Raw genomic sequence first — 26241 nt, 5'->3', positions numbered from 1 at the left:
AAATATAGCGACTTACCAGATACCATAAGGATATTTTTTATCTTTAATGAAATAAGGAGTATCTGCATAATATACATACCCATCTGGATGTCCTGTGACACCTTTGCACATATCCAGTTCTTTACCTGAAACAGTTATTATTTCTGTATCGATTAATGGGATATCTGAATGACCATATTGCCTCAGCCAGACGCGGACTTTCCCCTCAGGCGCCAGACCTATCAGCATCGTCTGGCGGTATGCATTTTTTCCTGGTTTCAGAACGTCAGGGTAAGGGCTAATCATTTTTCCCATGTATCCTGAGTGAAAAACAGAGTGGATTGGTAAGTTTTCTTATCAATTATTGAATCCCAGCAAAATATCATTATTTGCGGCAATCTTTTTGCCTGGTTAAATTGCGTATTTCCTGCTGAATTCTTTTCACTCCAGCGTTCTGTGCTGATACCCCAAGGTTGACCAATAGTCCGATATGTAGATGCATAGCCATCTATATCCAGCAGTTTTAACAATGTTACCTGTGCCGGCAAAAATTTAGGCGTGGTAAAAGCAAAGTACCACCTGTCCCAGGGAGTTTTGAGACTGTCAGATTTACTACTGGCACAAGAAATAGTAAAAAAAAAATTAAGAAAACCGAAATTAACTTGGGTATATTTTTCACACTCACCTTATTATCGCAGGCTGAGAGCCAAGAAATAATAATATATTGAATGAATAATCAAACCGCATTTAATCAAATTTACCAAGAGCCATAAGGGTATTTTTTATTTGAAATAAACGCTTTTGTTTCATTGCTGTAACCATAGGAAAAATCACTTCCTGTGACACCTTTGCACATATCCAGTTCTTTATCTGAAACAGTTATTATTTCTGTATCGATTAATGGGATATCTGAATGACCATATTGCCTCAGCCAGACGCGGACTTTCCCCTCAGGCGCCAGACCTATCAGCATCGTCTGGCGGTATGCATTTTTTCCCGGCTCTAAGACATCAGGATAGGGGCTAATCATTTTTTTCCATGTATCCTGAGTGAAAAACAGAGTGGATTGGTAAGTTTTCTTATCAATTATTGAATCCCAGCAAAACATCATTATTTGCGGCAATCTTTTTGCCTGGTTAAATTGCGTATTTCCTGCTGAATTCTTTTCACTCCAGCGTCCTGTGCTGATACCCCGAGGTTGATCAATAGTCCGATATGTAGATGCATAGCCATCTATGTCCAGCAGCTTTAACAATGTTACCTGTGCCGGCAGAGATTTAGGGGTGGTAAAAGCAAAATACCACCTCTCCCAGGGAGTCTTGTAACTGTCAGGTTTATTGCTGGTACAGGCGGTAGCAGTACACACAAGCAATAAAAGCTGAATTGGTCTGGTAATTAATCTCATGATTTTCCTCCCTGCATATTCCACACAGCGCGAACCCAGCCGGGATTCGGACGATTGATATAAAAAAACAAATCAGATGATTTGACAGCGCCATAGATAGTTTTTACTTTCTTCCCGTCTAGCCAGACATCTTTAACAACTACAGGGTTCCAGTGAGCGGAGCAGTGAATATACTTTCCAATCAATTTTAGTTCTGATGAGACAAATGGCATTGGGTGATTGCCTATTCTTACTTCCTTTCCTTGATTAATTGCTTTTTGGCATAAGAAGATAAGATCATCCGGTAAATTCAAATATTCATTTGTAGGTTCAATTTCTTTCATCATTACTCCTGCCTCCTGAGCCGCGTCCAGCATTACCCGTAAACTCACTTTGCTCCAGTCATTAGTCACTACTCTCTCAATAGTTATTGCCGCCCCAACACGTTTTTGTAGGGTGCCACCACGTTTTTTATCCTCGTTGACCAGATAGTCATACCAGGTCTCTGTCTTTACCTCACCGTTCGGAATTATTGCACTTAACAATGGATTACTATTGAGATTGGATATTTCTGCCACTGAACGCCGATAGACATTGGTCATTTCAGAAGAAATACCTTCATTAACAGTTTCGTTCCGGGGTTCGGTCAGGTAAAGATATTCTTTTTCCCTCGGGTTATAGCCACCGCCGATATCTGAATGCACGCCTGGCAGGGCCAGTTCCGGCCACGATTCCCTGATGCTGTTAAGACTAAAGTTGTAGCGGCACTCATGCATCGCCGTAATTTGAAAGACTTTCTGTGCAATACCTGGAGGTAAATCCAGCTCAACGCCAGGGTTCACACCATTATGTACATCAAATAAATTACTTACCGTACCTACCGCGCACACAGTATCAAATAACCCCAGAAAGCGGGTTTCTCCTGCAGGTTTACCATGGTGATTTCGACCGCCCAGCCCTTTAGCTATTGCCAGCCGTATGGCTTTATCGTCGTTTCTTACACGGTTTACAAAGTGGCGGGCTGCTGCTGCTCCACGACTAAATCCAAAAACATCGAACTGAATTTTCTCAATTGCAAAATTTACTTCCTGGTTAAGCTCCAGGAATTTCGAAATTTGCTCAGTGATAAGAGCGACGCCTTCATCAGATTTATCAACTACGCCATAAAACCAGCCGCCTGTCGCCATACTTATCGAGCTATCGCTACTACCTCTGACAGTACCAATGCCCTGTACATAGACTGCTCGTTGATAAACTGCCTGCCCCTCAATCACTTCGTCATCGGTAGCGTAAAGCGTATTCAGCCAGTGGATATTAGAATAATACCCAATATAACTTCCGGCACTGCTGACATTCCAGCCCAGTTTCCTGGCGCAAGCTTTTGCATCTTCTGCCTTCATTCCAACATCAAGATGAGAACATGACTCCAGAATGCGGTTCTGAGTGTTAAATGTGTTGTTTCCCGTACCATCAAAGAAAACCCCAATAATAATTGTTATTCCTGGAACAGGCTTACGCTTACAGACAACTTTTTTCTCTGAAATGTTTACATCAGTAAAATGCTCGCATTCAGTGGCTTCCCATGCATGATAATCAGGCATGGTTATTTACTCCCTGCTACTGAATTGCCAGTGCCAAGGATCTCAATTTTTAATTTCCCAGGCATTGCGGTATATATCGGCAACGTCTTTCCGCTGTCATCTGACACTCCATGGAATACCTGCCCATCAGCAGTTGTTACCCTATATTCAGTCCGGGGGATAATATTGCCTGCTTCGTCAGTCAGGGAGTAAACACCGCCATAGCCTTTTTGAAATTCAGGAGCAGGAGTGTCTACAGAAGCTGCTCCCATTTTCTGCACATTGGCACATTTCAGCAGAATATTTCCCGGGCAGCCCAGTTCAATATTTCCGTCACTTAACCTGATGTAAGCACCGCCGCAGTTAATGACCAGTTCCGTTGTTGCTGTAATATTAATTTTACCTTCGGTGGTGGTTACGGTGACATCTTTCTTCGCTATGACGTCCAGCGCATCATCCTGCGCCTGGATTTCAACTTTTCCTTTCGCCGCAAATAGTTTCATACCAGCCTGGCGAGCCAGCAAACTAATGGCTTCACCTGCCGCTACCGTAAAGCGCTTTATCACACTGATATCAGCATTTTTTTGCGCTACGATCCTTACGCTGGCGCTTCCCGAGGAGACGCGTACGCCTTCCGGACTGCTGATACTTATTCCCTGTGGTGCATTCAATACCATCCCTGGCTGTACCAGTTCTGTCAATGCGTCTGTCATTAATTTCTGGCTTTGAATATCCGCTGGATATGCCTGCGCACCTTCTGCCGCATTTGACAGGCTTCTGGCAATACTCAATGCATGTTCAAGCTGTGCCTCAGCCTCTTTCATAGAGAGCATTTTGTCGCTGCCATATGGCTGGCTGTCTGCACTGATGAATACACCGGCTCCGCCACGAACTGTTACCCACTTGTCGGTGCGTAATTCAGCCCCCTCACCACGAAGAACCCTGCTCGCGTCAACGTTATGTCCCAGATTCAGCTGCGTCTTCCCGCCATACTCCGTGCTGAGCTTGATGTGCTCCTCACCGCGCTTATCCTCCATACGCAGCTTGTTAAGGCCTGCCGTACGGATGACGTTGCGCGTGCTGTTCTCTTCAGTGACGTGATCGACATGCCTTGAATCGTGTAACGCGTGCGCGATATAAGGCTGGTCCGGATCGCCTTCGCGGAACGCTATCGCTACCTCAGTGCCCTGTATTAGCGGGAAGTGGAAGCCATACATATCGCCGCCGTAGGGTTTCGCCAGCCGAACAGGCATGCTCTCCAGACCGCGCTCCCGGCTCTCCTCGTCGGCGTCAAACACCACGCGGTATAATCCCGCTGCATCCTGCCAGGCGTAGATATCGTTATCTTTCGCGCTGGTCACGCGCGCCGTCATGGTGCCGCTGACTTTTGGGCGCTCAAGTAAATCAGGACGCCAGCAGAGGGTTTCACTATAGGGAACGGCGCTAAGCGTTACGCGCATTGCTGACTTTCTGCTGGCAACAAACCCCAGTCTGACCATAACAAGTGGATTGAGAAGCTGTTCCGGCAAAGAAGGGGGAATATTATTGTCGGTTACACTAATAACCTGCCCTGCAGCAAGGCCAGGATCGCTGCTTGTGCCCACGATAACAGACTGGGCAGCCAGAAACCGTTCGTGATCGAGTTGCGCATAGAAATTGGCGGTTTCCGCAGAGGGAAACATTTTATCGCCTGCCTGAAGATGTCGGGCGCGATAATGATAAGCCTTCCCGTAATTTATTTTGTCGCCATCCCCCCGCATCATATCGGCTTCTTCAGAACGCAAAATATACTGTGCTGCGCGATGATTATAATCTTTCGTCGTCACGCTTTTTTGTACAATATGATGCTGCTGGTTTAAGCTCCAGACTGATTCGACGCCTCCATCCTCCATGCCTGAGGGCGTGGTGAAAAGTAATACTTTTCCCGCTTCAAATGCTGACTGACTATCGCCAAAATGAATAACCTCAGTACATACTTCTTCCTGCAACCGGAAATAGTAGAAAATTCCGACCTCAGCTAATATCCGCTGGATAAAAGCAAGGTCGCTTTCCTGATACTGATTGATTTGTTCACGCCTCGGATAATCTCGCCTCAGACTGAATTGATATTGCCAGCTCTCCATGCCATGTTCTGCTAATATCTGAGAAACGACTTCAGTAACGGATTTATTAACAAAAAAACGATGAGTGCGGAAATTTTTATCAAGTAATGCAATGAAGGGTTTTATCTCCACTTCATACAAAACCTGATCGACGGAGCTTTGCAATCGTCGAAAACCAGTAACAATGCCATGCACAGTTTTTCGCGTTTTCAAACGCAGCATTTTATCCCGCGCACCTGGCATGTCGTACATATACAGCCAGATATGTTTACATAGCATTTCCTGAGGAGGAATATTTGACTCGTCGCTGGTAAACCTGATTGTATAGCGATAGATTTCACTCAACCCCTCCTGAGCATCAAATTCTTCGACATCCATTTGAAAGAGGCAGTCAGGAATTTCCAGATAAAATCGATTGAGTGAAAGCGGAGAAGACTTAATGAGATTATTATAAGAGACCATTTATCCTCCATGATAAGATCAATTCCCACCGGGAGTGCCTGTGTGCTTTCATAGCCGGCGGGAAAACGCAGGTCAGCTGAAATGTTTAGATAATTAAATTTCTGTATGAGAAAAATTTAATAGTGAATATCAAATTCATTATGCATTTTCTCAAAGCTATATTTAATCAATCTATAACCTGCGCATACTGGCAAGAAAAAAATAGCAATTATGACATAGCGATAATCGCTAGTTGAAAAGAAAATATACCAGACTGACATAACCAAACCTGTCGCCATCAGCATTGAGCCTATTGCCCTGACAGCGAGTGATGCCAAAGTTAAGCCTATGCATTTTATCAAAGAATTTTTCATGACTCCTCTTACCATACTCTCAGGCAGATAAACTTAACCTTTTAAACCATTAAAAAAATGTCTACATAACTCGTCAAACTCAGGAGGATTTTCTTTATGTATATCGCAGGCTCTTTCAAAAGGAGCAACGGTATCCTTAACAATAAAATAGAGTAAATCCAGATCGCCCATGCGTCTTAGTCTGGAGTAAATGACCGGATTAGCTGACTCCAGATTTCTTGCTGTATAAATTGCTCTCGATGCTTCGCTACCAAGGTATAATAGTGAACCAATTATCGTGCCAGCGAATATAGCATTTGTAACATTAGCTGTCAGAGCACGCCCCAGATTGATACCTGTCAGATGGGAGAAAGACAATCGGCCCATAATATTAGCGCCAGTTTTGTCTGCAACGTCTCTTGCCTTTTCAAAATTGATTCTTGAAGTGAAATCATCAATAAAAACGCTGACAACTTTCTCAACAATCTCTTTCCTGAAAACGCCCCGCTTAACTAACCCTGCTATCCGATATTTATCATTACTGTTATTTCTGCGATGTTGAGTATCTATGTAATCATAACTCAGGTAAGCCATACTCACCGAAAAAGAAATAAATCCTTTGGTGAAATTCACCAATAGTCCTGAGTCATCAAGATTGATCGCATCAAGCATATCTCTGGCAATCTTTTTTGTACTGTCCATAAGTTACTATTCTCTAAACACCAGCACGAAACCTTCATCTTCTGTCCACGTCATAGATAGCTGCTGCGGACAAGAGCCCGCCGCCTGCCAGGCGAGGATTTGCCTGCTCACAATCGGCAAAACCTGCTGACTGAGCAGACTGTCAACGTTGCGCGCGCCGGTATCCGGCAGCAAGCAGGCGGCGGTAAGGGCATCACAGAGCGCGTCTGTGATATCCGTGTGCAGACCGTAGTGACGCAGCAGGCGCTCTCTGACCTTTTCAAGCTTCTTTTTAACGATGATACGCATTGTGTCACGGCTCAGCGGACGGAAAATGACCGTCTGGAAGCGGGCCAGCAGTGCCGGCTGGAAATGGTCGCGGATAATCGGGCGCAACAGTTGCTGCAGATCCGCCTCGCTGGCGTCCGGCTGTTCATTGAGCAACCGCATTAGCGCATCGCTGCCGAGATTGGAGGTCATCAGGATAACCGTATTGCGGAAATCAATTTCCCGTCCCTCGCCATCGCGCATAAAGCCCCGGTCAAATACCTGATAAAACAGGTTAATCACGTCGCGGTGCGCTTTCTCCACCTCATCAAGCAGGATCACACTATACGGGCGCTGGCGCACTGCTTCCGTCAGTACGCCGCCCTGTCCGTAGCCCACGTAGCCCGGCGGTGAGCCCTTGAGCTGGCTTACCGTATGCGCCTCCTGGTACTCAGAGAGATTAATGGTGATCAGCGACTTTTCGCCGCCGTACAGCGTGTCAGCCAGCGCCAGCGCCGTCTCTGTTTTGCCGGTGCCGCTGGTGCCCACCAGCAAAAACACGCCCAGCGGACCGTTCTCAGCTGTCAGACCGGTTTTAGAGGCCCGCAGTCGCTGTGCGATGGCATTCAGCGCTGCCGGCTGGCCTGCCACGCGGGTTTCCAGCGTCTTTTCCAGCGTCAGCAGCGCCGTCTGCTCATTCTTCATTAAGGAAGAGATCGGTACGCCAGTCCAGTCGGCAATGACGCCCGCTACCGTACGCGCGTCTACGTCCAGCGTTATCAGCGGCTCACCCTGCTGCAGCGTCTGCAGGGCAGAGTGTAACGTGCCACGCCTGGCGTTCTGCGTTGTGTCCTGACGACAGGCCAGTAGCGTCTCCATCATTTCGCGCTCGGTTTGGTAACGCAGCTCCAGCTGTTCAAGGCGTTCCTCAGCGCGGACCAGCTCGCTCAGAATGTCATGCATGCGCCCTGCCTGAATGGGACCGCCCAGCGCTTCATCATCCAGAATGGCGCGTTTTTCAAGGTTCAGCGCGTCCGTGCGGGCACGTAACTGCGTGATGGCTTCCGGCACCGTATCCTGACTCATACGTACGCGGGCGCTCGCGGTATCCAGCAGGTCTACGGCCTTATCGGGCAGCTGTCGTCCGATCAGGTAACGCCGGGAAAGCGTAACGGCCGCGCGGATGGCGGCATCGGTAATATGTACGTCATGATGCTCTGCGTAACGCGATTTCAGGCCTCTGAGCATCAGGCAGGCGGTTTCATCATCCGGTTCATCAACTTTTACCCTCTGAAAGCGACGCTCCAGCGCGGCGTCCTTTTCAAAGTACTGCTTGTACTCGCTCCAGGTGGTAGCCGCGATGGTGCGTAGCTCGCCACGCGCCAGCGCGGGTTTGAGCAGATTAGCCGCATCTGCGCCACCGACCTGATTCCCGGCGCCGATAAGGGTGTGCGCTTCATCAATGAACAGTAGTACCGGCTGCTCCGCCTGCTGTGCCTCAGTGATGATGTTTTTGAGGCGCAGCTCAAACTCGCCCTTCACGCCCGCGCCCGCCTGCAGTCTGCCGAGATCAAGCGTGCGCACGCTGACCCTGCTCAGACTCTCCGGCACGTTGCCTTCGGCTATGCGCAGCGCCAGTCCTTCTACCAGCGCAGTTTTGCCCACGCCCGGCTCGCCTACCAGAATCGGGTTGTTCTTGCGGCGGCGGGAGAGAATATCCACCATCTGGCGGATTTCATTATCGCGCCCGTATACCGGGTCGATCTTTCCGTCGCGCGCATCAGCAGTCATGTCGCGGGTAAAGCGGCGTAGCGCCTCTGAGGCAGCGGATTTTTTTTCTCCGGTAAGATCGGACGGCTGAACGGTGATATCCGGTATACGCTGCGGCTCCGCCTGGTTTTCGTCCGATTGCGCATCCAGCAGCGGACGCAGCGCCGTTATCCGGGGCCGATCCAGGGTAAGAACAGGCCAGAGTGCAGCACAGCACATCAGCGCATGATGATCGGCCATGGCGAGCAGCAGATGCAGGCTGCGGATACGCTCCTCCCCGGCCATCGAGGCAGCAAGCCAGGCCTCCTTCAGCAGATGGTGCAGGCGGGCCGACAGCGCTGGCCGGCCACACACCTGACGTGGCCGATCGTTGAGAAAGCTCAGCAGATCCTGCCAGACGCCATCCATGTCCCACTCGTAGCGACGCGCAATGACCGTGATGTCCCCTTCTCCCTGCTCCAGCAGTTTAAGCAGCCAGTGCTCAGGTAAGATTTCTGCATGTGCGCGGGTCTGGCACAGCGAGGCGGCGGCCTCCAGCGCACGCGCGCAGAAAGGGTTAAGCCGGCGCAGCAGTGCTGCAGACGCATGTTCCATATATTTTCTCTCCGTTTCAGGCACGCTACCGCCCCTGGCCGTTCACCGAGGCCCATAAGGCTTAAAAACAGGATTGTCTGAGCGCATGATGTAAAAACGCTCACTAAACGTGGCGACAGGTGTCGCCACAGGGGGTTAAAAACTGTGGCCGAGGTGCTCTCTTTTATTGACATCAATAGGCCGGGTGACGCTGTTATCCAGAATGACGTGCCAGCAGGAGCTGCCCGTATCCGGTTGCAGTGTCATATGCCAGCGGGCATCACCGCCGCCATTTGGCCCCGCTTTCCGGTGTGGCCCGGCAATCACCTTGAGCGTACCGCTGCAGTAAGCATCATTAAGCTGAGAATCGATGGCACACGCTTTTTCAATCAGGCGTTCCGTATAGTTCTTGCTGAAACGCGGATCTTTCTGCCAGTTGGTTGCCCAGTTAGCGAGATGCGACATAACGCCTCCATTTGCAGGTGCTCAGAGCACAACGCCCTGAGCAGGGTGAATCAGTTACGCGGTAGCGCGTTCGTTCCAGGAATCGGAGTGGATGATGTTGCCTTCTTTATAGGTCCAGGTGATCTTTTCGTAGCGCAGCTCAACGTGCTCCAGATGGTTGTGCTTCTCCTTTGCCGGATCTTTGGTGTCATGCATCACCGGATTCACCTTCACCACCTTTACGTTCTCAAGCTTTGTGTTGAAGTACTCAACTTCCTGACCCGCGTCATTGATGCGATACCATTTGAACTCCGCCGATTTCAGGGTCTGTCCGGTGGTTACCGCTTTGTAGAGATAGGGACTTGACGCGTCGATTTCTTTAGTGAGCAGAAAGGGCGTATGAATGCGGGTGCCGGTCAGCTTGCCGGTATTGTTGTCGGTAGGGATGTACAGGTTATGCTCCTGTGCCACCACCTCAATGCTGCCCTCGCGACTCTTCACATCTACAGATCCTTTGATGTCCGCTCCGCCATCATTCTTCAGCCACAGATAAACCGGAATTGCCATGGTATTGCTCCTTTTCAGATTAAGAATGGCCATCATCCTGTGATGACCGGATGAGTCCGTCCGCTGCGTGACAGGCGTCAGCATGCGGTACCAGACTGATTTCGACGCGACGGTTGCGCGCGCGCCCCGCCGCCGTGTCGTTGGCGGAAAGCGGGCGGTCATGACCGTAGCCCTGCACCGCAAAACAGCTCTCCGGCACGTCGCCGGTGTCGCGCATCCAGTTGCGCACGGCTTCGGCGCGTCTCAGTGAGAGCAGCTGATTACCTTGTGCACTGCCGGTACTGTCGGTGTGGCCGGCTATCACAATCAGCCAGCCGGGGCGGGCTTTGATATTCACCAGCGCGTGGATCAGCACCTTGCCGGAATCCGTTTTTAGCGTCGCGCTGCCCGATTCAAATAGCGACAGGCTGTCAAGGCGCACCGTTTTTGGCCCCTGTACGACCTGCCGGATAACCGGGGTCGGCGCCGGAGGTGGTGCCCAGCGGTGAATGGCCGCATTCACCGGTGCGGTCAGCCGCATGCCCTGATAGAGCCCCATACCAAACCGCATCGGCTCGCCGCTGCGCAGCCACTCATCCAGCAGCGTGCGGTCACGAATAAGCGCATTGCGCGCAAGCGTTTTCGCCGCCATGGCTTCATCAGGCAGGCTGCGCCACAGGGCAAGGTGATCGGTCACGCTCCGTATAAGGCGCTGGTTGTGAATGAAAGAAAAAAGCATGGCCAGTGCCAGAAACAGACCCAGCATCAGGCCAGCCATACGCACCGTACGCAGCCAGCGGCTGATACCCGGCCGCCGCGCTATGCCGGACAGAAGGCGATCCGGCAGCGGCAGTGAAAGCGGGGATAGCGTGTTTTCAGGTGAAAGCGTGGTCAGCCCGGCGATATGCTGCTGCCACAGGTTGTCCGCCGGCGCCGGCGCTGGCGTCAGGCAGAGACCGATCTGGCAGGGGCGCGCTGAGTGCGAAGCTGCAAGCTGTCCTGCATACCACTGCATCACGCTTTGCAGCCTGAGCGCGTGGTGAACAGAGTGCGCATCCTGTGCTGCCCATTCACTCAGTGAAAGGCGGGCACGCTTGTCCGGATGAAACTGCAGCTCTGAATGGTCGGCCGTCAGGCTGAACCAGTATGTGCCGCTATCTCCGGACGGACTCCATATCACCGTCCGGAGCGGCGGCAGTCCGCTCAGCACGCGGCGGCACTGCAGACATGCCCGCAGCCACGCGCACTGCTGCTGCCTAAATGTCTCTGCGGAGGTGTGCAGTCCGGGGACGATGGCCAGCATCACTGACAGCTGCGGCACCAGTGACGGAGAGTGAAGCACCAGCCGTTCCGCCAGCGCGGATAACTCACCGGGCTGGCGAACGATCAGATACCATCCCTGCCCGGTTTCATGGTGGTCCCGATCGCCAAACAGCGGCGCGGTGTCTCCTGTCACAAGGATTACCGGCCGGCGCCAGGTATCAGGTGGCAGGCTGGCATCCGCAGCAGAGTGACTGGCAGAGGTGAACCGCGGCAACCGCCACAGAATAAACGCAGATACCAGCAGTATCAGCCCGCAGAACACCGCCCTGTTCAGCGGCTTCAGTCCCCAGTACTCCCCTACCAGCAGCAGGGCAAGCCCGCTCCCCAGCAGCGCCAGGCCCTGACGTGAATCGGGGCGGAACATTACTGAGCCCCTGCAATGTGCGACACCATATCTGCCAGCGCTGACTCCAGCACGAACCAGAGTCCGGCGAGCAGCATCACGGCCACTCCCCAGCTCAGCCAGTAAATGCGGCGTCCCGTGCGCAGACCTGCAGGCCGGATAACCAGCGGCGCATCTTCCGGCAGCGCAAACGGCGGCACCCGCGCAGCCAGCGCATTCACCACATCCTCACGGCGTTCATCATCCTGAGCGCGATAATGTCCGACGAAACCCAGCTGCAGCGTGCGATAAAAGCAGGTCAGGACGGCGATCTCCGGCGCTGGCTCATGCAACACGGTACGGATGCGATCCCATAACGCTTCCCCGCCGTTCAGGGAGCCAAAAAAACGCACCTGCAGCGGGTCACGGCTCCAGCGAGCCCAGCCATCATCCTGAACTCTCCGGTTCAGCACCGCCTCATCCAGCAACACGCAGAAGGCATATAGCATATGGTCGCAGCTGGCCTCGCTGACTCCGCCCTCTGACAGCGCTTCACGGGCTGACTTTACCCAGTTAACCGCTTCGCGATAGAGCGCGTCTCCGTTTTCAACTTGCTGCCCGCATCGCAGCTGACTCACCATCAGCCAGCCCTGAAAAAAGAGCCGTTTCGTCAGCCTGTTAAGATCATTCATGAGCGCAGCACCGCGTAGAGTTCCAGCTTCAGCTCACCCAGCGATTCCGGGGTATAAAAAGTACAGCCGCCGGAGGCTAGCATCGCTTTCGCCGCATTCGTTGAAAGATCCAGCGCAAAGTACTGGTTCTCAAGGCGCAGCGGAATAGCTGCAGGCACATGGGGTAGCGGGCGGATGGTCATACCGCTCAGAGCAATATTCACCACTTCAGAAACGTCAGCGTGGCTGCCAGCCTTGCACAGCAGCGGAAAACGCGCCTGAAGTTCGTGATTTGGCAGGGATGATCGAACAGAGAGATAAAAATCTGCCCCTTCGCGCAAACGGGCATCGTGCAGCTTTCCCTTCCACAGTACGCCCTGATTCTCCAGCTCAATGGTGATAACGCGGGAAGGCAGACTCGCCTCCAGCAGCGTGTCCAGTAGCATAAAGAGCGGCGGGAAAACCTGCTCCGGCAGCTCATGCCGGTAGCGTGGGATCTCCTCCGGCGTGTTGCTGAGGGAAAAGGTCAGCAGGCTGCCCGCCAGCCGCACCAGCTCGCGATAAAGCAGTTCCGGATGACGTGACGGCGAATGGTGCAGCTCTGTCAGTACCGGATCGGCGCTGTTCAGCGCATTCAGCAGCCAGAACAGGGAAACGTCGGACACGGCAAAGTCCGCCATACGCTCATTGCTTTCGCGGCGCAGCTGCATCAGATGCTGACGCCGCGCCTGCAGGCGGTGCAGCAGGTCACCCAGCCCCGTAACCAGCGCCGGACAGGCAGTCAGTGCCAGCATGGGCGGGATAAACGCCGCGTCGCGTACCCAATCTCCCTGCGCATTGCGCTTCAGACGGGCTACCGGACAGGTCAGATACGCGGCGTTTTCCTGATGCGCCAGCCGCAGCCGCAGGGCATAACGCTGCACCGCCATCTCCGTAATCTCATGACCGGCCAGTTCCTGCACGCGCTCCCGGGCGGCGACCCAGCGGCGCGGACGCTCGCTTTCGGCACCGCTGACCAGATTACCGCCGCTTGCGTTGATAAGCGGTAATGCCAGTAACACCTCCACACACTCCCGATCTGTGACGTTCGTTAAGTCACAGACTGGCGGAAGCGCATCAGCCAGGCGGGTATCAACCAGCGTGCCATCGGTAAAGCGGACGGCAATGCGCGTTGCATTCAGTTTTGCGAGAGCCAGCGCGCCGTCATCGAACTCTGCACACAGCACTCCCCATGGATGGGCCAGCGTCATACCTGCGACGGTGCCGGCCACGTGCGCGTCCCACATCGCCTGCTGCTGGAACTGCTGCGGCGTCAGAAACGCGCCCTCTTCCCATAACGGGCGGTAAATTTTCATTCCGGATGGCCGCCTTACGCTTTCGCTTTTGGCATCCGGGATACCAGTGACAGGTTGACGTCCATGCCTTCCACCTGAAAGTGCGGCACCGCAAACAGCTTCACGCGGAAGAAGCCTGGATTGTCCTCAATGTCTTCCACCACCACTTTTGCTTCACGCAGCGGGTGCGAAGCCTGCAGCGCATCGCCCGGATTTGTCATCTCCGTCACCAGCGTTTTTATCCAGTTATTGAGCTCCAGCTCCAGCAGGCGACGATCTTTGGTGGTTCCGATGTTCTCGCGCTGAATCAGCTTCAGGTAGTGCGCAATACGCGACAGCAGGAAGATATAGGGCAGGCGGGCATTGATACGGCTGTTTGCCGTAGCGTCAGCCGTGTCATACAGCGCCGGTTTCTGCGCAGAGTTTGCCGAGAAGAAGCAGGCGTAGTCGCGATTCTTATAGTACGAGAGCGGAATAAAGCCGAGGTTCGCGAATTCAAACTCGCGGGTTTCCGGGATCATCACCTCTGACGGGATTTTCACCTGGTTGCCGGTGCCGAGATCGTAAAGATGAATAGGCAGGTCATCCACTGCGCCGCCCGCCTGCGGACCGCGAATCTGCACGCACCAGCCGTTGCTGATGAAGCTTCTCACCATATTTGCGGCAAAGGCGAATGCGGCGTTTACCCACAGATATTTCTCGTGGTCCGGGCCTTTCACCTCCTCCGCGTAGTTAAAACTGCGTACCGGCACGGTGTCGGGGCCCCAGGGCAGACGGCCCAGCACGCGCGGCATGGTCAGGCCGATATAGCGGGCATCATCGGTTTCGCGGAAAGATTTCCACCTGATGTACTCAGCGCGATCGAAGTAGTTACCGATATCCTTAATGGCCGCGACCTCTTCCATGGAGTCTTTCAGGAAGAACGCCGGGCCTGCTGAACCGATAAACGGCATATGCGCAGAAGCGGCCACTTTAGAGATGTTGCGCAGCAGTGCGATATCCTGTGCGGATGCATCAAACTCATAGGCTGAAATGACTGCCCCAATCGGCTCACCGCCTGGCGTATCGTATTCGGCAACGTAGGTCTGCAAATAGAGACCGCTCTGGGCTATTTCCGGCGCATCTTCAAAATCCTGGCGCAGGTCATCTTTCGATATGTCCAGCACGTCGAGCTTCACGTTCTGACGAAAGTCGGTTTTATCTACCAGGGATTTAAGGCCGCGCCACACCGACTCAACCTTCTGAAACCCCTCATGGTGCATCACTGCATCCAGCTGACGGCTAATCTGCGCATCAAGCTCAGCAATGTGGTGATCCAGCAGATGCTTGTCGAGTTTCTCAACCTGAGTGTTGCTGCTTTTCAGACGGGAAAGCAGCACCTGTATGGCCGCGGTAACGCGCTCATCGGCCGAGGCGTCTGACAGCGCCTGACTATCCTGCCAGACGTTCAGATCGCTGAGTTCAGAGACCGGATTAAGATTGATTTTATCAAACAGCGAGGCGTAAACGCCCTCTGCTGCCGGGCGTTGCGCCACAGCGGCACGGCCCGCAGACAGGGTTTCATTCTGAACTGACATCAGGATTGTCTCTCGTATTAGTCCGTTAAGGGGAGAATTCAGTCGCGGTTGCTGGCGAGGGCAGCAAGCTCGCTGCGCAGTTCGCGGCTCAGGGCCGGATCTCTGAGAATGGTTTCAAACTCTTTGCGAAAGGTCGCATTGTCGAGCAGGTTGGATTTCAGATCGCGCAACAGGTTGCGCATGGCCAGCATCACATTGAGCTGCGGGATTTGACGGGCAACCTGTTCCGGCTCGAAGTCCTTCATGCTGCGAAATGTCAGGCTGACCTGTTGTTCGCTACCGTCAGCGGCGACGGCGTCTGGTACGGCGTAATGCACCGCAGGTGAAAACTCGCTCAGCACGCTGTCAAAGTTGTTTTTGTTGACGCTGATTTTTTCGCGTTCAGAAACTACGCGCTTTTCTCTGCCGTTGCTGAAATCGCCTGTCACCAGCAGTTTCAGCGGCAGCTCAGTTTTCTTCTGTGCCCCGCCGGTATGCAGGTCAAGGCGCAAATTAATACGTGCTTTAGGGATCTCGTTTTGATAAGAATTGCTCATATTTACTCCTGTAAAAATGGCGAAAAAAACAGATAACCCCTCTGCCTCCTTAGGGATATGGCGTGAATATAAAATAGGCCGGATTAATAAATCAACCACATGGGTTAAATTCTTATGATTGATTTTTATGGCAAAAAAATGAAAATTCGACTTAAGTCATTGAAATTGATTTTTAAAACATCGCTAAGATTTATCTTAAAATTAATCGATTGTATTTTTTACTTCACCAGGTTATGAGACCTCTGCACAGATAACTTGATCAGTATATTTTAACTGTTCCATTATGGAACAGTTCTTCAGAGTAATTAGCAGGCAGGTAAAACCAGACGCCGCTAATCGCGCTCCATACCGCACACCTGCCAGCGCACCGCACTGACGCCCTTCTCCAGGCTGATGCGGCTGACAAGATTTTCCAGCTGCTGGGTCAGATTGGGCTTACCCAGCACTTCGGCGCTGACCATCATGCGCTGTGAGCTTTCAATATCTTCACTCTGCAGCGACTGCAGGCGCAGATCGCTGTTGCCTAAACTGTGCAGCATCAGGCTGCGCACCTGCACCTCATCCTGCGCCAGGCAGGTGATCTGCACCGTATAGTGCTGCACCGCTTCGGCGGCCGGCACCAGCGTCTGACGGTTGATGCTCCGGGTCAGTTCGCGCAGCAGAATATTAGCGCACAGGATGATCAGGGTGCCGATAGCCGCCTCCAGCAGCAGCCCCATACTGCACAGCACCCCTACTGCCGCCGTGCACCAGAGTGTGGCAGCGGTGTTGAGTCCGCGCACGTTCAGGCCATCACGCATAATCACGCCGCCACCGAGAAAGCCGATGCCGGAAACCACGTAGGCGGCGATGCGCGATGCGTCATGGGCAATACCGGGTACGCTCTGCGTCATCAGTACAAACAGGCAGGCGCCGGTGCTGACCAGCGCGTTGGTGCGCAGGCCGGTCATGCGCTGCCGCAGCTGACGTTCGCTGCCGATCAGCGCGCCCAGAATCAGTGCTGCAGCCACCCGCAGCAGGAAAATTTTCCAGTCCATTTTATCCTCCGCACGTCAGCAGACGCTGACAACAGCTCAGAATGAAAGAGTGGATCGCAGCGGGCGACGTGCTGCACGTGAGGCAGCAGGTGAACAGAGGCCATTCGGGAGGGAATACGCCATCTCAACGCGCGGTTAAGACAGCGGGAACACTATCTTAGCGCGGAGGCCTTTTGCGATCGTTTGGGACAGTTGTCCAAGAGAGTGCTCCTGTTAAATAAACCGCCGCGATTTTAAGCACAGGAAGTCGCGTAATCAAACTGATTTCCCGTCTGTTTAGGGATGATTGACCGTTTTTTGCAACAGCGGAAGCACGGCAGCATGCACGCCGTTCTGATGCGATTTGCGCTCCCCTGACCCGGAATACGCGTGCTATCTTAGCTGCTCGCTTAACTGCAATCGGATAAGAAACAATGGCAAAACAGCGCGTAGGGATTGTCTTCGGCGGCAAATCTGCTGAGCATGAAGTCTCATTACAATCAGCAAAAAATATTCTGGATGCGCTGGACCCGCAGAAGTATGACGCGGTGCTGCTGGGCATTGATAAACAGGGCCGCTGGCGGCGCTATGACGCCGGCCGCTTTCTGCTCAACGCTACGGATCCGGCGCGCATTGCGCTGCACCCGGAGGGAGAAGCCGTGGCGCTGGTACCCGGAAGTGAGCGGGTGCAGTTTATCGGCTGTGAGCAGGTGGAGCCGCTGCCGCATCTGGATGTCATTTTTCCGATTGTGCACGGTACGCAGGGGGAAGATGGCTCACTGCAGGGGCTGCTGCGCATGGCGGATGTCCCGTTTGTCGGCTCGGATGTACTGGGATCCGCTGTGAGCATGGATAAAGATTTTACCAAGCGTCTGCTGCGTGATGCCGGCCTTCGCGTTGCGCCGTGGATCAGCGTAACGCAGGCAGAGCGCGACACGCTGGACGCGGCAGCGGTCATTGCGCAGCTGGGCCTGCCGCTGTTTATCAAACCGGCTAATCAGGGATCGTCGGTGGGCGTCAGCAAAGTTACCGATGCCGCTGAGTTTAACGCTGCTGCCGATCTGGCGTTCCGTTTTGACCGCAAAATCCTGATTGAAACAGGGATTAACGGGCGTGAGATTGAGTGCGCGGTGCTGGGTAACGACGCGCCGGAAGCGAGCCCGTGCGGTGAAGTGGTGGTACAGGATGCGTTCTACGCCTATGACACCAAATATATCAATGCCAGCGGTGCGCAGGTGGTGGTGCCGGCAAACATCAGCCGGGAAAACAGCGCGGCTATTCAGGCAACCGCGCTGGCCGCCTTCAAAGCGCTCGAATGTTTTGGCATGGCGCGTGTCGATGTGTTTCTGACGGATCGCGACGAGATCGTGGTGAACGAAGTGAATACCCTGCCCGGCTTTACCAATATCAGCATGTATCCCAAGCTGTGGCAGGCGGCGGATCTGAGCTATCGCGATCTGATCAGCCGCCTGATTGAGCTGGCGCAGGCGCGACATCAGCAGCGTCAGCGCTTAGCCAGCACGATGTAAGCAACGCTCAGGCCACATGACTGGCGCTCAGCGCGGCGGCGGGCGCCACCTGGTTACGTCCGTTGCGCTTGGCGCTATAGAGATGTTTATCTGCTGCGGAAATCAGCCGGTTGATCACCTCCGGCCACTCCCGCTCGTGCCGCGCGCAATCCCACGCAAGGCCCATGCTGGCCGTCACCGTCACGCTGTTTCCTTTGATCCAGAACTTTTCGCGCGCCAGCGCCTGACGCACGGACTCCGCCAGCCGGTAGAGCTGTTCCGGCACGGCATCAAACACCACAATCACAAACTCTTCGCCGCCAAAGCGGCAGATCATGCCCTGCTGCTGCGCCACCTGCTGAATGCGACGTCCAATCTCTTCCAGCACGCTGTCACCGGCGTCGTGTCCGAAGTTGTCGTTAATGGTTTTGAAGTAATCGACATCCAGCATGATCACGCCGGTATGGCGCTGCAGAGAAAACGGCATCTGTTTCAGCTGTTCATACAGGCCGGAGCGCGACAGCTGCTGCGTCAGCACATCGACGTTTGCCCGCAGCGCCAGACGCTGATTCAGCTGGCGGATAGCGTCCATACTGACCGCTACCAGCAGCGGGCTCAGTGCAACGGTCGCCACCCCGAGGCGTGCCGACGTGAGGTGGCCAATCGGCAACAGCGCGTCGTTACCCTGAATGTTCATCACGCCGTGAGAAACCAGCACGATCTCTGTAATACCGGTCAGCAGGATCACCACGCTGGTGACCGGCATAGGCAGCACAATCGCACACCAGATCAGCGCCGGCACCGGAAAGGTCAGACTGCCGGCACCGCCAATCAGCGCGCCCGCCGTCAGCGACAGCACCACGGCGAGCAGCGGCAGCAGCGTCGCCGGCGTCAGCAGCTGACGCAGAGAGACGCTGCGCAGCGGGCGGGCCAGCATAACGGGCAGCAGCATCAGCGAGGTCGAGATCTGTTCGCTGAACCAGTCAGCCCATGCGACCACAAAGCGCGCATTGAAATCGATGCCCTGCGCCCAGGCGCCCCAGGTCGCACAGGCAGCGGCCCCGAGTAGACAGGCGGGAAAAATGCGCATCGCGTTGACGACCTGACTGCTGGCAGCCGGTGTCTGCAACGGTCTGATCAGCATACAGACCGCGACAAGCGTAAACAGAATATTGGCGATATTGATCGTGACAGCAGCAAAGGCCCAGCCTGAAAAGACCGTGTCGTTAAAAATCATCGCGGCCAGAGCAACAAGATAGCTGGAGGGCGTATGCAGAAAAGGCTGACGGACAATCAGCCCGGCAATCAGCGCATTGACGGGCCAGAATAGTGAAAACTCTTCAGGAACCCGCAGGTGGCTGCCAAGAAAACAGATAAAGAGCGTAATTAAGAACAGCGTGAGAGCATTTTTCTTATCGTTATGTTCATCAAACAGCGAAACGCGCATTCATCCGCATCCTGTAACCTGAAATCGTTGCCGCGTTGCAGTGGCACCCCCTTTTATTGAACATCACATCGCGCGGTGCCAATTCAGCGAACAGGTTCGGGTTTACTCTCCTGTTCGGCTGGCTAAGGCATCCGGCCTGCAGACGTTCTGCCGCCGATTATGCCGCGCCCGAACAAAAACCGTCTACCCGTGATATCCGATTTTTGCCGGGCATAATCACTTACTTAACGGCTACCGGCCACTGGCTCAGCCGTATGCCCCGCTCCGGCGCATTCTCACCAAAGTCACGCAGAACCGCTTTCACATCCGGATCGAGATATTCAGCGTTACCCTGCTCCACAATCACCAGGCTGTTCTCCGGAATTTCTGCCAGCACGCCCTGCAGCTTAGGGTTATGCATAAAGGTCAGGTTCTGATGAAAGCGCAGCACATAGTGATCGTCATGGCGGGTCAGCTGCAGCGCATTGCGGTGACTCTGATAGATGCTGCAGAGGATCTGCACGGCGATCCCGAGGAAAATACCGGCCAGCATCCCCAGCAGGATGATGCCGCCAATCGTGGCCAGAAAAGGCACCGACTGCGACCACCCCATCCGGATCTGCTCAGCAAACAGGCGCGGCGTCGCCAGCTTGTAGCCGGTATAAAGCAGCACGGCGGCCAGGCTGGCCAGCGGGATCGCGTTGAGCAGCGAGCTGAACCACAGGCCGCAGACCAGCAGCAGAACGCCATGGATCAGAATTGAGAGTTTACTCTGTGCACCGACGCTGACGTTAACCGAACTGCGGACAATGACGGCGGTAATCGGCATTGCGCCCAGTAGTCCTGCCGTTAAGTTACCTATTCCCTGTGCCACCATCTCTTTATCAGGCGAGGGAGCCGGATACTGCGGACGCAGTTTTTTCAGCGCCTCCTGGCTAAGCAGCGTCTCCAGGCTGGCGACCAGCGCCAGCGTGACCGCTACCACCCAGACGGCGGGATTTTGCCACGCCAGCCAGTCCGGCGTTTCCAGCTCAGCGGCCAGCGCGCTAAGGCTGTCAAACGCAGGCAGTACGATACGCGGTAACCCGTCGCCCAGCGCCGGAAAGAGCTGGTCTCCGGCGAAGGTTGCCATACAGCCAATCAGCACCGCCACCAGCGGACCGGGGATCCAGCTGAGCACTCTGACTGACTTAACCAGCGGCGTGGTCCAGAGCCAGAGCGTCAGCAGGCCCGCGGCTGCTACCCCAATAGCACTGGCTGAGAACGCTACATTGCCTGACATCAGCGCCCCCAGCCCACCCTCTCCGGCTGCGCCCAGCGCCACCGGGATCTGCTGCATAATCAGTAAAATGCCAATTGCGGCCAGCATGCCTTTAATCACGCTGCCGGGCACCAGCGCGATAAACCGCCCGGCGCGCAGCAGGCCCAGCAGGCACTGCAGGACACCTGCCAGAATCAGCGCGGTCAGAAAAGCAGAAAAACTGCCCAGCGTCTGGATGGACGCCACCACAATCGTTACCAGCCCTGCTGCCGGGCCGCTGACCGCAAAACGCGACGGACTCAGCGCGGTTACCAGCAGCCCGCCAATCACACCGGTAAGCAGACCGGCGAAAGGCGGCAGACCGCTGGCCTGAGCAATACCCAGGCAGAGCGGCAGCGCCACCAGAAATACCACCAGCCCGGCCGGAATATCCTGCCGCAGTGTTTTAACGTTCATGGCACATAATCCTCAGCTGATTGCGGTACAGATGACGCGGGTAGTGTTCAGCACAACCTGCGCTATATTTATGACGCGGCAAAACGGCGCCGCGATATTTCACTGATAACGGTTTTTGTATCATCACAATCATCTTCTCTTTATGCCTGCGTATCTGATTTGCAGATAATAAACGCCCTCTGAGCAGGAGGCCGTAAACCTCCGCAGCGGGGACAAAGCAGCTTTACCTCACAAAAATTGGTTATAGCCGCTTAAGATTTAAGTTGCATCTTTATTATTTAACGCCGCGGGACGTCAGCCGTTTTGTAAAATAAAAGTCAGGAAAAGTAATTAATAAGTCAGTTTAAGCAAGCATATTTAAAAGAGGGTAATTAGTTAAAGCTATTATATTTCAATGGGTAAGAACTCATGAAAAATAAAGTACGAAGACGGCTGACAAAAATATACATATTATCGGGCAGCAGCGTGCACCGCGCTGGTGAATAATCGCACTATAACCAGGATAGTTCTTAGTTATTAAAATTAATGCTTAGCGCAATAATCTGTAATGCGCGGAAGAAATCAGAACTATTCACCCATCGCTGGCGTAAAATCAGGTTATATATTGTGAAATGCCACCAGCGCCTGGCAGCTAACGCAAAATGTAAATATGCGTGGCTCTGACGGTAAAACGTAATCCCCTGCGCCAGCGGATGTTTTTTCAGCGGTCAAATTATTTACCGTCCCACTCTTTTATGCAGTTACTCCGGCTCTGCCCGGCAATCTCAGCGCAGGCCATCGTGAAGCACAGCGCTGCGATAGGGGCAGTCATAAGCCGAACGCATAACGTTAGCCGTGATGAGAAAGATATCTGCCGGAGCGCTGTAAAAACGTACCGGTTAACGTAAGCTGTGCGCAGTCGCCGGTTACGTTCAGGTCACAGGAGAGAAGTATGGAGAGTAGAATCTGCGGTCCGCGTTCAGCGCTGCTGGATAGCCTGACATGGCTGGAGTATGCCTTTCAGCCTGCGGGCCTGCCTGCACCTGAGGCTGCCGCTTACGGACATCAGCGTCACAGCGCCCGCGTGGTGTTATCGGGACAAAACCGGCCGCCAAAAAGCTGTGAATCTGACGGTGTGATTGCTGAAGATAACCGTCCGGTAGCGGTTTACACTGCCGACTGTCTGCCGGTACTGTTTGCCGATCCCGTGCAGCAGCAGGTGGCGGCGATCCATGCCGGGCTGAACGGCACGCTGAGCGGAATTCTGCAGAGCGCGCTGGATGCCCTGCTGGCACGCGGCGCAAGGATCGATACGCTTTGCGTCGCTATCGGTCCGGCCATTGGCCCCTGCTGTTATGAGCTGGGCGAGGATCGTATCCGCCAGATGCAGCAGCGCAGCGATCTGCCGCCGCTGCAGTGGACGCATCAGCAACCTACGAATCCGCAGGCGGTACGTGCGCAGGCGCTGGCGCAGCAGCAGGGGGTGTGGTTCAGCCTGCCCGGGCTGGCGCGCAGCATCCTGCTGCAGCGCGGACTCGCGCCGGCACAGATTGATGTGGTCAACGTGTGTACCTACTGTATGGCCGAGCCGGGATCCAGCTACCGGCGCAATACCCACTTCAGTAGTGGATACCAGTCGCGCTTTTCGTGGATCCGCCGTCGTTAATCGCTTTACCGCCCTGTGAACGGCCGGTCAGTGGATAAGCGCGCTAAGCGTCAGCGGAGCCGCGCCTCCAGGCGGTGAGATTGGCGCTTCCTTCTGAATCTCCACTGTTTGAAATATTGCCAGGCAGGCTCTCCGGCCACGCACTACACGGCTACGCGCATACCGCCATCGACAAACAGCAGATGGCCATTAACGAAATCTGAGGCAGCAGAGGCCAGAAAGATGGCGGCACCAATCAGCTCTTCCGGCTTACCCCAGCGCGCAGCAGGCGTACGCCTGGTCAGCCAGCCGGTAAACGCGGGATCGTCAGCCAGCGGCTGCGTCATCTCGGTGACAAAGTAGCCCGGCGCAATCGCATTAACCTGAATATTGTAGCGCGCCAGCTCGACGCACATTCCCCGCGTCAGCATGGTGACCGCCCCTTTAGAGGCCGCATAAGGCGTGATGGTGTCGCGGCCCAGTTCACTCTGCATTGAACCGATATTGATAATTTTGCCGCGCTGGCGCGTTACCATCTGCTGCGCCACTTTTTGCGAGACAAAAAACACGGCGGTCTGGTTTACCGCAATTACGTCGTGCCAGTCCTGTTCCGGAAACTCCAGAAAAGGCCGCCGACGCTGGATGCCGGCGTTATTTACCAGAATATCGATGGCGCCCCACTGCACTTCAATTTCATCGATCGCCTGATGCACCGCGCCGGAATCGGTTACGTCAAACGCTTTGGCCCGGGCGACGATCCCCTGCTCACGCAGGGCGGCGGCAGCGCGCTCTGCCCCTTCAGTTGTGGTCGCGTTAATAATCACTTCGGCGCCGGCTTCACCCAGGCCCTGCGCCAGCAGAAACCCGATACCGCGTGCTGAACCGGTCAGCAGTACACGCTTGCCGGCCAGAGAAAAGAGTGCGTTCATAATATCTCCCTAAAAAGTCAGCTGAACTTTTGCCGCGCGGGTTTTATCGCTGGCAAACTGCAGCGCCGCATCACTATCCTGAAGCGGGTATTCCCCGCTGTAGAGCGGCAGCGGGTTGATAACGCCCTGCGCCAGCCACTCAACTGCCGTATTGAATTCATGCGTAAAACGGAACGATCCCGTCAGATTTATCTCTTTAGCAATCAGCGTCATCAGGGGGAAATCAGGAAATGCGCCGCCCATTCCTACCTGCACCACCGTGCCTCTGGCACACACAACTTCCAGGCAGCGCTGCAGTGACGCCGGATGGCCGGACGCTTCAAACGCAACATCGAAGTAACCCTTATCCGCCATCCAGCCGGTGAAATCGCCGCTTGCCGCGTTAACTATTTGCGTGGCACCCATTTGCTGCGCCATCTCCAGCGAACGTTCACTGATATCGCTGCAGACAACCTCTGCAGCACCACGCGCCTGCGCGGCAGCGGCAATCAGACAGCCAACTGGCCCGGTACCGGAGATAAAGATACGCTTACCGGTAAGATCGCCAGCCTGATGCGTGGCATGTATGCAGACCGCGAGCGGCTCAGCAAACACCATCACCTTTTCATCGGCATCCTGTGGAAAAGGCACGCACTGGCTGCTCGCCACCACTTTGTGCCGGGTAAATCCGCCATCGACGTGCGGGAGATACATTGCACTGCCAAAAAAGCGCATGGCGGTGCACTGGTTCTCCTGCTGGCGCTGACAATATCTGCATTCACCGCAGGGTTTAGCCGGATTGACAGCCACTTTTTGCTGCGGCTGCAGGCGGGGATCGTCGCTTTCAATGACGTAACCGACCACTTCATGCCCAAGTACCATGGGCATTTGCAGCGCAAAGCTGCCCACTTTTCCCTCCTGGTAGTAGTGCAGATCGGAGCCGCAGATTCCGCCGCGCGTAATACGCACCAGCGTGCCGGAGCCATCCCATTGCACCTGCTGCTGTGCGACACTGACCTGCTTTTTGCCGGTAATAACGCAGGATTGCGTTTCAATATTCATATTTATCCTGTGAGTCTGCTGATGTGATGACTATAAAAACGGGTTAAACAGGATAAAACTGTGATGAACATCACTCAGAACGATGTTACAGAAAAGATGTTACCGGGAACGTGAACTGGCTATCAGGTTGCTGCACCCGGGTGCGGCTGCCCTGCGCGATTACCGGGCTGCCAGCAGCTCCCGGCTATATTTAAATAGTTCCGAATCGGAACGGACGCCGAGCTTTTTCAGCGCCGACTGCTTCTGTCCGCTTACCGTCTTCCGGCTTCGTCTGAACTTGGCCGCAATCTGTGAAACGCTCATGCCATCAAGAAAGCAGCGGATCACTTCTGCTTCACGCGGGCTTAATAATCTTATTTTTTCGTGAAGAACCGGCTTACAGCTGATACAGAAATCATCGTCCGCCTTTTTTCCGGAAATGGCATACAGCGTCTGGATCTCTTCAGCAAGGTGCGTGGCTAAAAACAGGTTATTCTCAGCAACGGATCTGACCGCCGCCAGCACCTCTTCAAAGGGATGGCTTTTACCGATAAACCCGTTTACGCCGGCCCGGAGTACCATTCTTGCCACCGCCGGACTTTCGGCAGAGGTTAAAACCAGCATTTTCTGCATCGGGTAGTGATTACGTATTTGCTTTATTAGCGTCAGGCCGTCAATTTCACGCTCGCCCAGCAGGAAATCCAGAATCAGAACATCAACACTGTGCGTACTTAACGCGCTGAAAAGCTCGCTGCCGGAAGACCAGGCGGCAACAAGGTGAATATCGGGATGGTTTTTCAGACATAGCTCAAAAACCAGACGAATCATAGGATGACCGTCAAGAACAGCAATACGGACTGGCTGAGTGTTTAAATCCAATCTGCCTCTCCTCTAAAAGTATATGACAGGTAAAAGGGCTATATCGTTTAACCTTTTCAGTTAACTCAGTGGTAATAGCAGGAAAATCACCTTCACAATGTGATTATTCAGGTAATTATATAAAACTGATAAATGAAATATTATTAAGATATAGAATTAACTACCTCACAAATAAAATAAAGGATAATCCATCCAGAAAAAGAGGCACCCCGGCTGCTGGCTGCCGCTATTTGTGCGGA

At 54.0% G+C, this 26241-nt stretch carries 21 protein-coding genes and 1 pseudogene; 2 read left to right on the top strand and 20 right to left on the bottom strand.

What is annotated here, in order from left to right:
- Window positions 1-12: 12 nt before the first annotated feature.
- The 15 genes and pseudogenes from AC2CF9_RS13080 to AC2CF9_RS13010 form a co-directional block, all read right to left on the bottom strand.
- A pseudogene (locus tag AC2CF9_RS13080) lies at window positions 13-509 on the bottom strand (DUF2931 family protein).
- Between the two features lie 227 nt (window positions 510-736).
- A complete protein-coding gene (locus AC2CF9_RS13075; protein WP_484557200.1) occupies window positions 737-1384 on the bottom strand; it encodes a DUF2931 family protein in 648 nt (215 codons plus the stop codon).
- Entirely contained in the window at window positions 1381-2964 is a 1584-nt protein-coding gene (locus tag AC2CF9_RS13070; protein ID WP_484557199.1) for a T6SS phospholipase effector Tle1-like catalytic domain-containing protein, read from the bottom strand. The genes AC2CF9_RS13075 and AC2CF9_RS13070 overlap by 4 nt, the downstream gene beginning before the upstream one ends.
- Window positions 2965-2966: 2 nt before the next feature.
- On the bottom strand, window positions 2967-5507 hold the full coding sequence (locus AC2CF9_RS13065; protein WP_484557198.1) for a type VI secretion system Vgr family protein: 2541 nt from the start codon (window positions 5505-5507) through the stop codon (window positions 2967-2969).
- 116 nt (window positions 5508-5623) lie between these two features.
- Window positions 5624-5860 carry a hypothetical protein gene (locus AC2CF9_RS13060; protein ID WP_484557197.1) on the bottom strand — a complete coding sequence of 79 codons (237 nt, stop codon included), beginning with the start codon at window positions 5858-5860 and terminating at the stop codon, window positions 5624-5626.
- A 33-nt stretch (window positions 5861-5893) separates the two neighbouring features.
- The gene (locus tag AC2CF9_RS13055) at window positions 5894-6541 is read right to left on the bottom strand and encodes a hypothetical protein (protein ID WP_484557196.1); all 648 of its coding nucleotides are present in this window, start codon (window positions 6539-6541) and stop codon (window positions 5894-5896) included.
- 6 nt (window positions 6542-6547) lie between these two features.
- Window positions 6548-9151, bottom strand: coding sequence for a type VI secretion system ATPase TssH (gene tssH / locus AC2CF9_RS13050; RefSeq protein WP_484557195.1), 2604 nt, complete (start codon window positions 9149-9151; stop codon window positions 6548-6550).
- A gap of 135 nt (window positions 9152-9286) precedes the next feature.
- Window positions 9287-9595 (bottom strand): hypothetical protein, encoded by a 309-nt coding sequence (locus tag AC2CF9_RS13045; RefSeq protein ID WP_304235850.1) that lies wholly within the window; start codon window positions 9593-9595, stop codon window positions 9287-9289.
- Window positions 9596-9649: 54 nt separating this feature from the next.
- Window positions 9650-10141: an Hcp family type VI secretion system effector gene (locus AC2CF9_RS13040; protein WP_113655529.1), complete on the bottom strand. Its 492-nt coding sequence runs from the start codon at window positions 10139-10141 to the stop codon at window positions 9650-9652.
- Between the two features lie 19 nt (window positions 10142-10160).
- Window positions 10161-11807, bottom strand: a complete 1647-nt coding sequence (locus AC2CF9_RS13035; protein WP_484557194.1) for an OmpA family protein — start codon at window positions 11805-11807, stop codon at window positions 10161-10163.
- A complete protein-coding gene (gene tssL, locus AC2CF9_RS13030; protein ID WP_484557193.1) occupies window positions 11807-12457 on the bottom strand; it encodes a type VI secretion system protein TssL, short form in 651 nt (216 codons plus the stop codon). The genes AC2CF9_RS13035 and tssL overlap by 1 nt, the downstream gene beginning before the upstream one ends.
- Complete coding sequence (gene tssK / locus AC2CF9_RS13025; protein ID WP_484557192.1) at window positions 12454-13791, bottom strand: type VI secretion system baseplate subunit TssK; 1338 nt, start codon at window positions 13789-13791, stop codon at window positions 12454-12456. The genes tssL and tssK overlap by 4 nt, the downstream gene beginning before the upstream one ends.
- Window positions 13792-13805: 14 nt before the next feature.
- Window positions 13806-15353, bottom strand: a complete 1548-nt coding sequence (gene tssC / locus AC2CF9_RS13020) for a type VI secretion system contractile sheath large subunit (protein WP_484557241.1) — start codon at window positions 15351-15353, stop codon at window positions 13806-13808.
- Window positions 15354-15385: 32 nt separating this feature from the next.
- Window positions 15386-15883 carry a type VI secretion system contractile sheath small subunit gene (tssB, locus tag AC2CF9_RS13015; protein ID WP_484557191.1) on the bottom strand — a complete coding sequence of 166 codons (498 nt, stop codon included), beginning with the start codon at window positions 15881-15883 and terminating at the stop codon, window positions 15386-15388.
- A gap of 332 nt (window positions 15884-16215) precedes the next feature.
- Complete coding sequence (locus AC2CF9_RS13010; protein ID WP_484557190.1) at window positions 16216-16920, bottom strand: MgtC/SapB family protein; 705 nt, start codon at window positions 16918-16920, stop codon at window positions 16216-16218.
- A 413-nt stretch (window positions 16921-17333) separates the two neighbouring features.
- On the opposite strand from AC2CF9_RS13010, the gene ddlA reads away from it, so the two are divergent.
- A complete protein-coding gene (gene ddlA, locus AC2CF9_RS13005) occupies window positions 17334-18428 on the top strand; it encodes a D-alanine--D-alanine ligase (protein WP_484557189.1) in 1095 nt (364 codons plus the stop codon).
- A 7-nt stretch (window positions 18429-18435) separates the two neighbouring features.
- On the opposite strand, the gene AC2CF9_RS13000 is transcribed toward ddlA, so the two are convergent.
- Complete coding sequence (locus AC2CF9_RS13000; RefSeq protein WP_484557188.1) at window positions 18436-19854, bottom strand: GGDEF domain-containing protein; 1419 nt, start codon at window positions 19852-19854, stop codon at window positions 18436-18438.
- A 220-nt stretch (window positions 19855-20074) separates the two neighbouring features.
- Window positions 20075-21550 carry a SulP family inorganic anion transporter gene (locus tag AC2CF9_RS12995; protein ID WP_484557187.1) on the bottom strand — a complete coding sequence of 492 codons (1476 nt, stop codon included), beginning with the start codon at window positions 21548-21550 and terminating at the stop codon, window positions 20075-20077.
- Window positions 21551-22481: 931 nt separating this feature from the next.
- Between AC2CF9_RS12995 and AC2CF9_RS12990 the strand changes: the two genes are divergently transcribed.
- The gene (locus tag AC2CF9_RS12990; RefSeq protein ID WP_484557186.1) at window positions 22482-23195 is read left to right on the top strand and encodes a purine nucleoside phosphorylase YfiH/LACC1 family protein; all 714 of its coding nucleotides are present in this window, start codon (window positions 22482-22484) and stop codon (window positions 23193-23195) included.
- A gap of 143 nt (window positions 23196-23338) precedes the next feature.
- Here AC2CF9_RS12990 and idnO read toward each other — a convergent pair whose 3' ends face one another.
- The 3 genes from idnO to AC2CF9_RS12975 all read right to left on the bottom strand — a co-directional run bounded on the left by idnO (window position 23339) and on the right by AC2CF9_RS12975 (window position 26002).
- Window positions 23339-24103 (bottom strand): gluconate 5-dehydrogenase, encoded by a 765-nt coding sequence (gene idnO / locus AC2CF9_RS12985; RefSeq protein ID WP_484557185.1) that lies wholly within the window; start codon window positions 24101-24103, stop codon window positions 23339-23341.
- A gap of 9 nt (window positions 24104-24112) precedes the next feature.
- Window positions 24113-25144, bottom strand: a complete 1032-nt coding sequence (idnD, locus tag AC2CF9_RS12980) for an L-idonate 5-dehydrogenase (RefSeq protein ID WP_484557184.1) — start codon at window positions 25142-25144, stop codon at window positions 24113-24115.
- A 159-nt stretch (window positions 25145-25303) separates the two neighbouring features.
- Entirely contained in the window at window positions 25304-26002 is a 699-nt protein-coding gene (locus tag AC2CF9_RS12975) for a response regulator (RefSeq protein ID WP_484557183.1), read from the bottom strand.
- Window positions 26003-26241: the final 239 nt, after the last annotated feature.

It is taken from the genome of Pantoea sp. SYBGC1 (genome assembly GCF_057197005.1).
The sequence above is the reverse complement of the archived record's forward strand: the minus strand, read 5'-3'. Positions and strand labels throughout refer to the sequence as shown.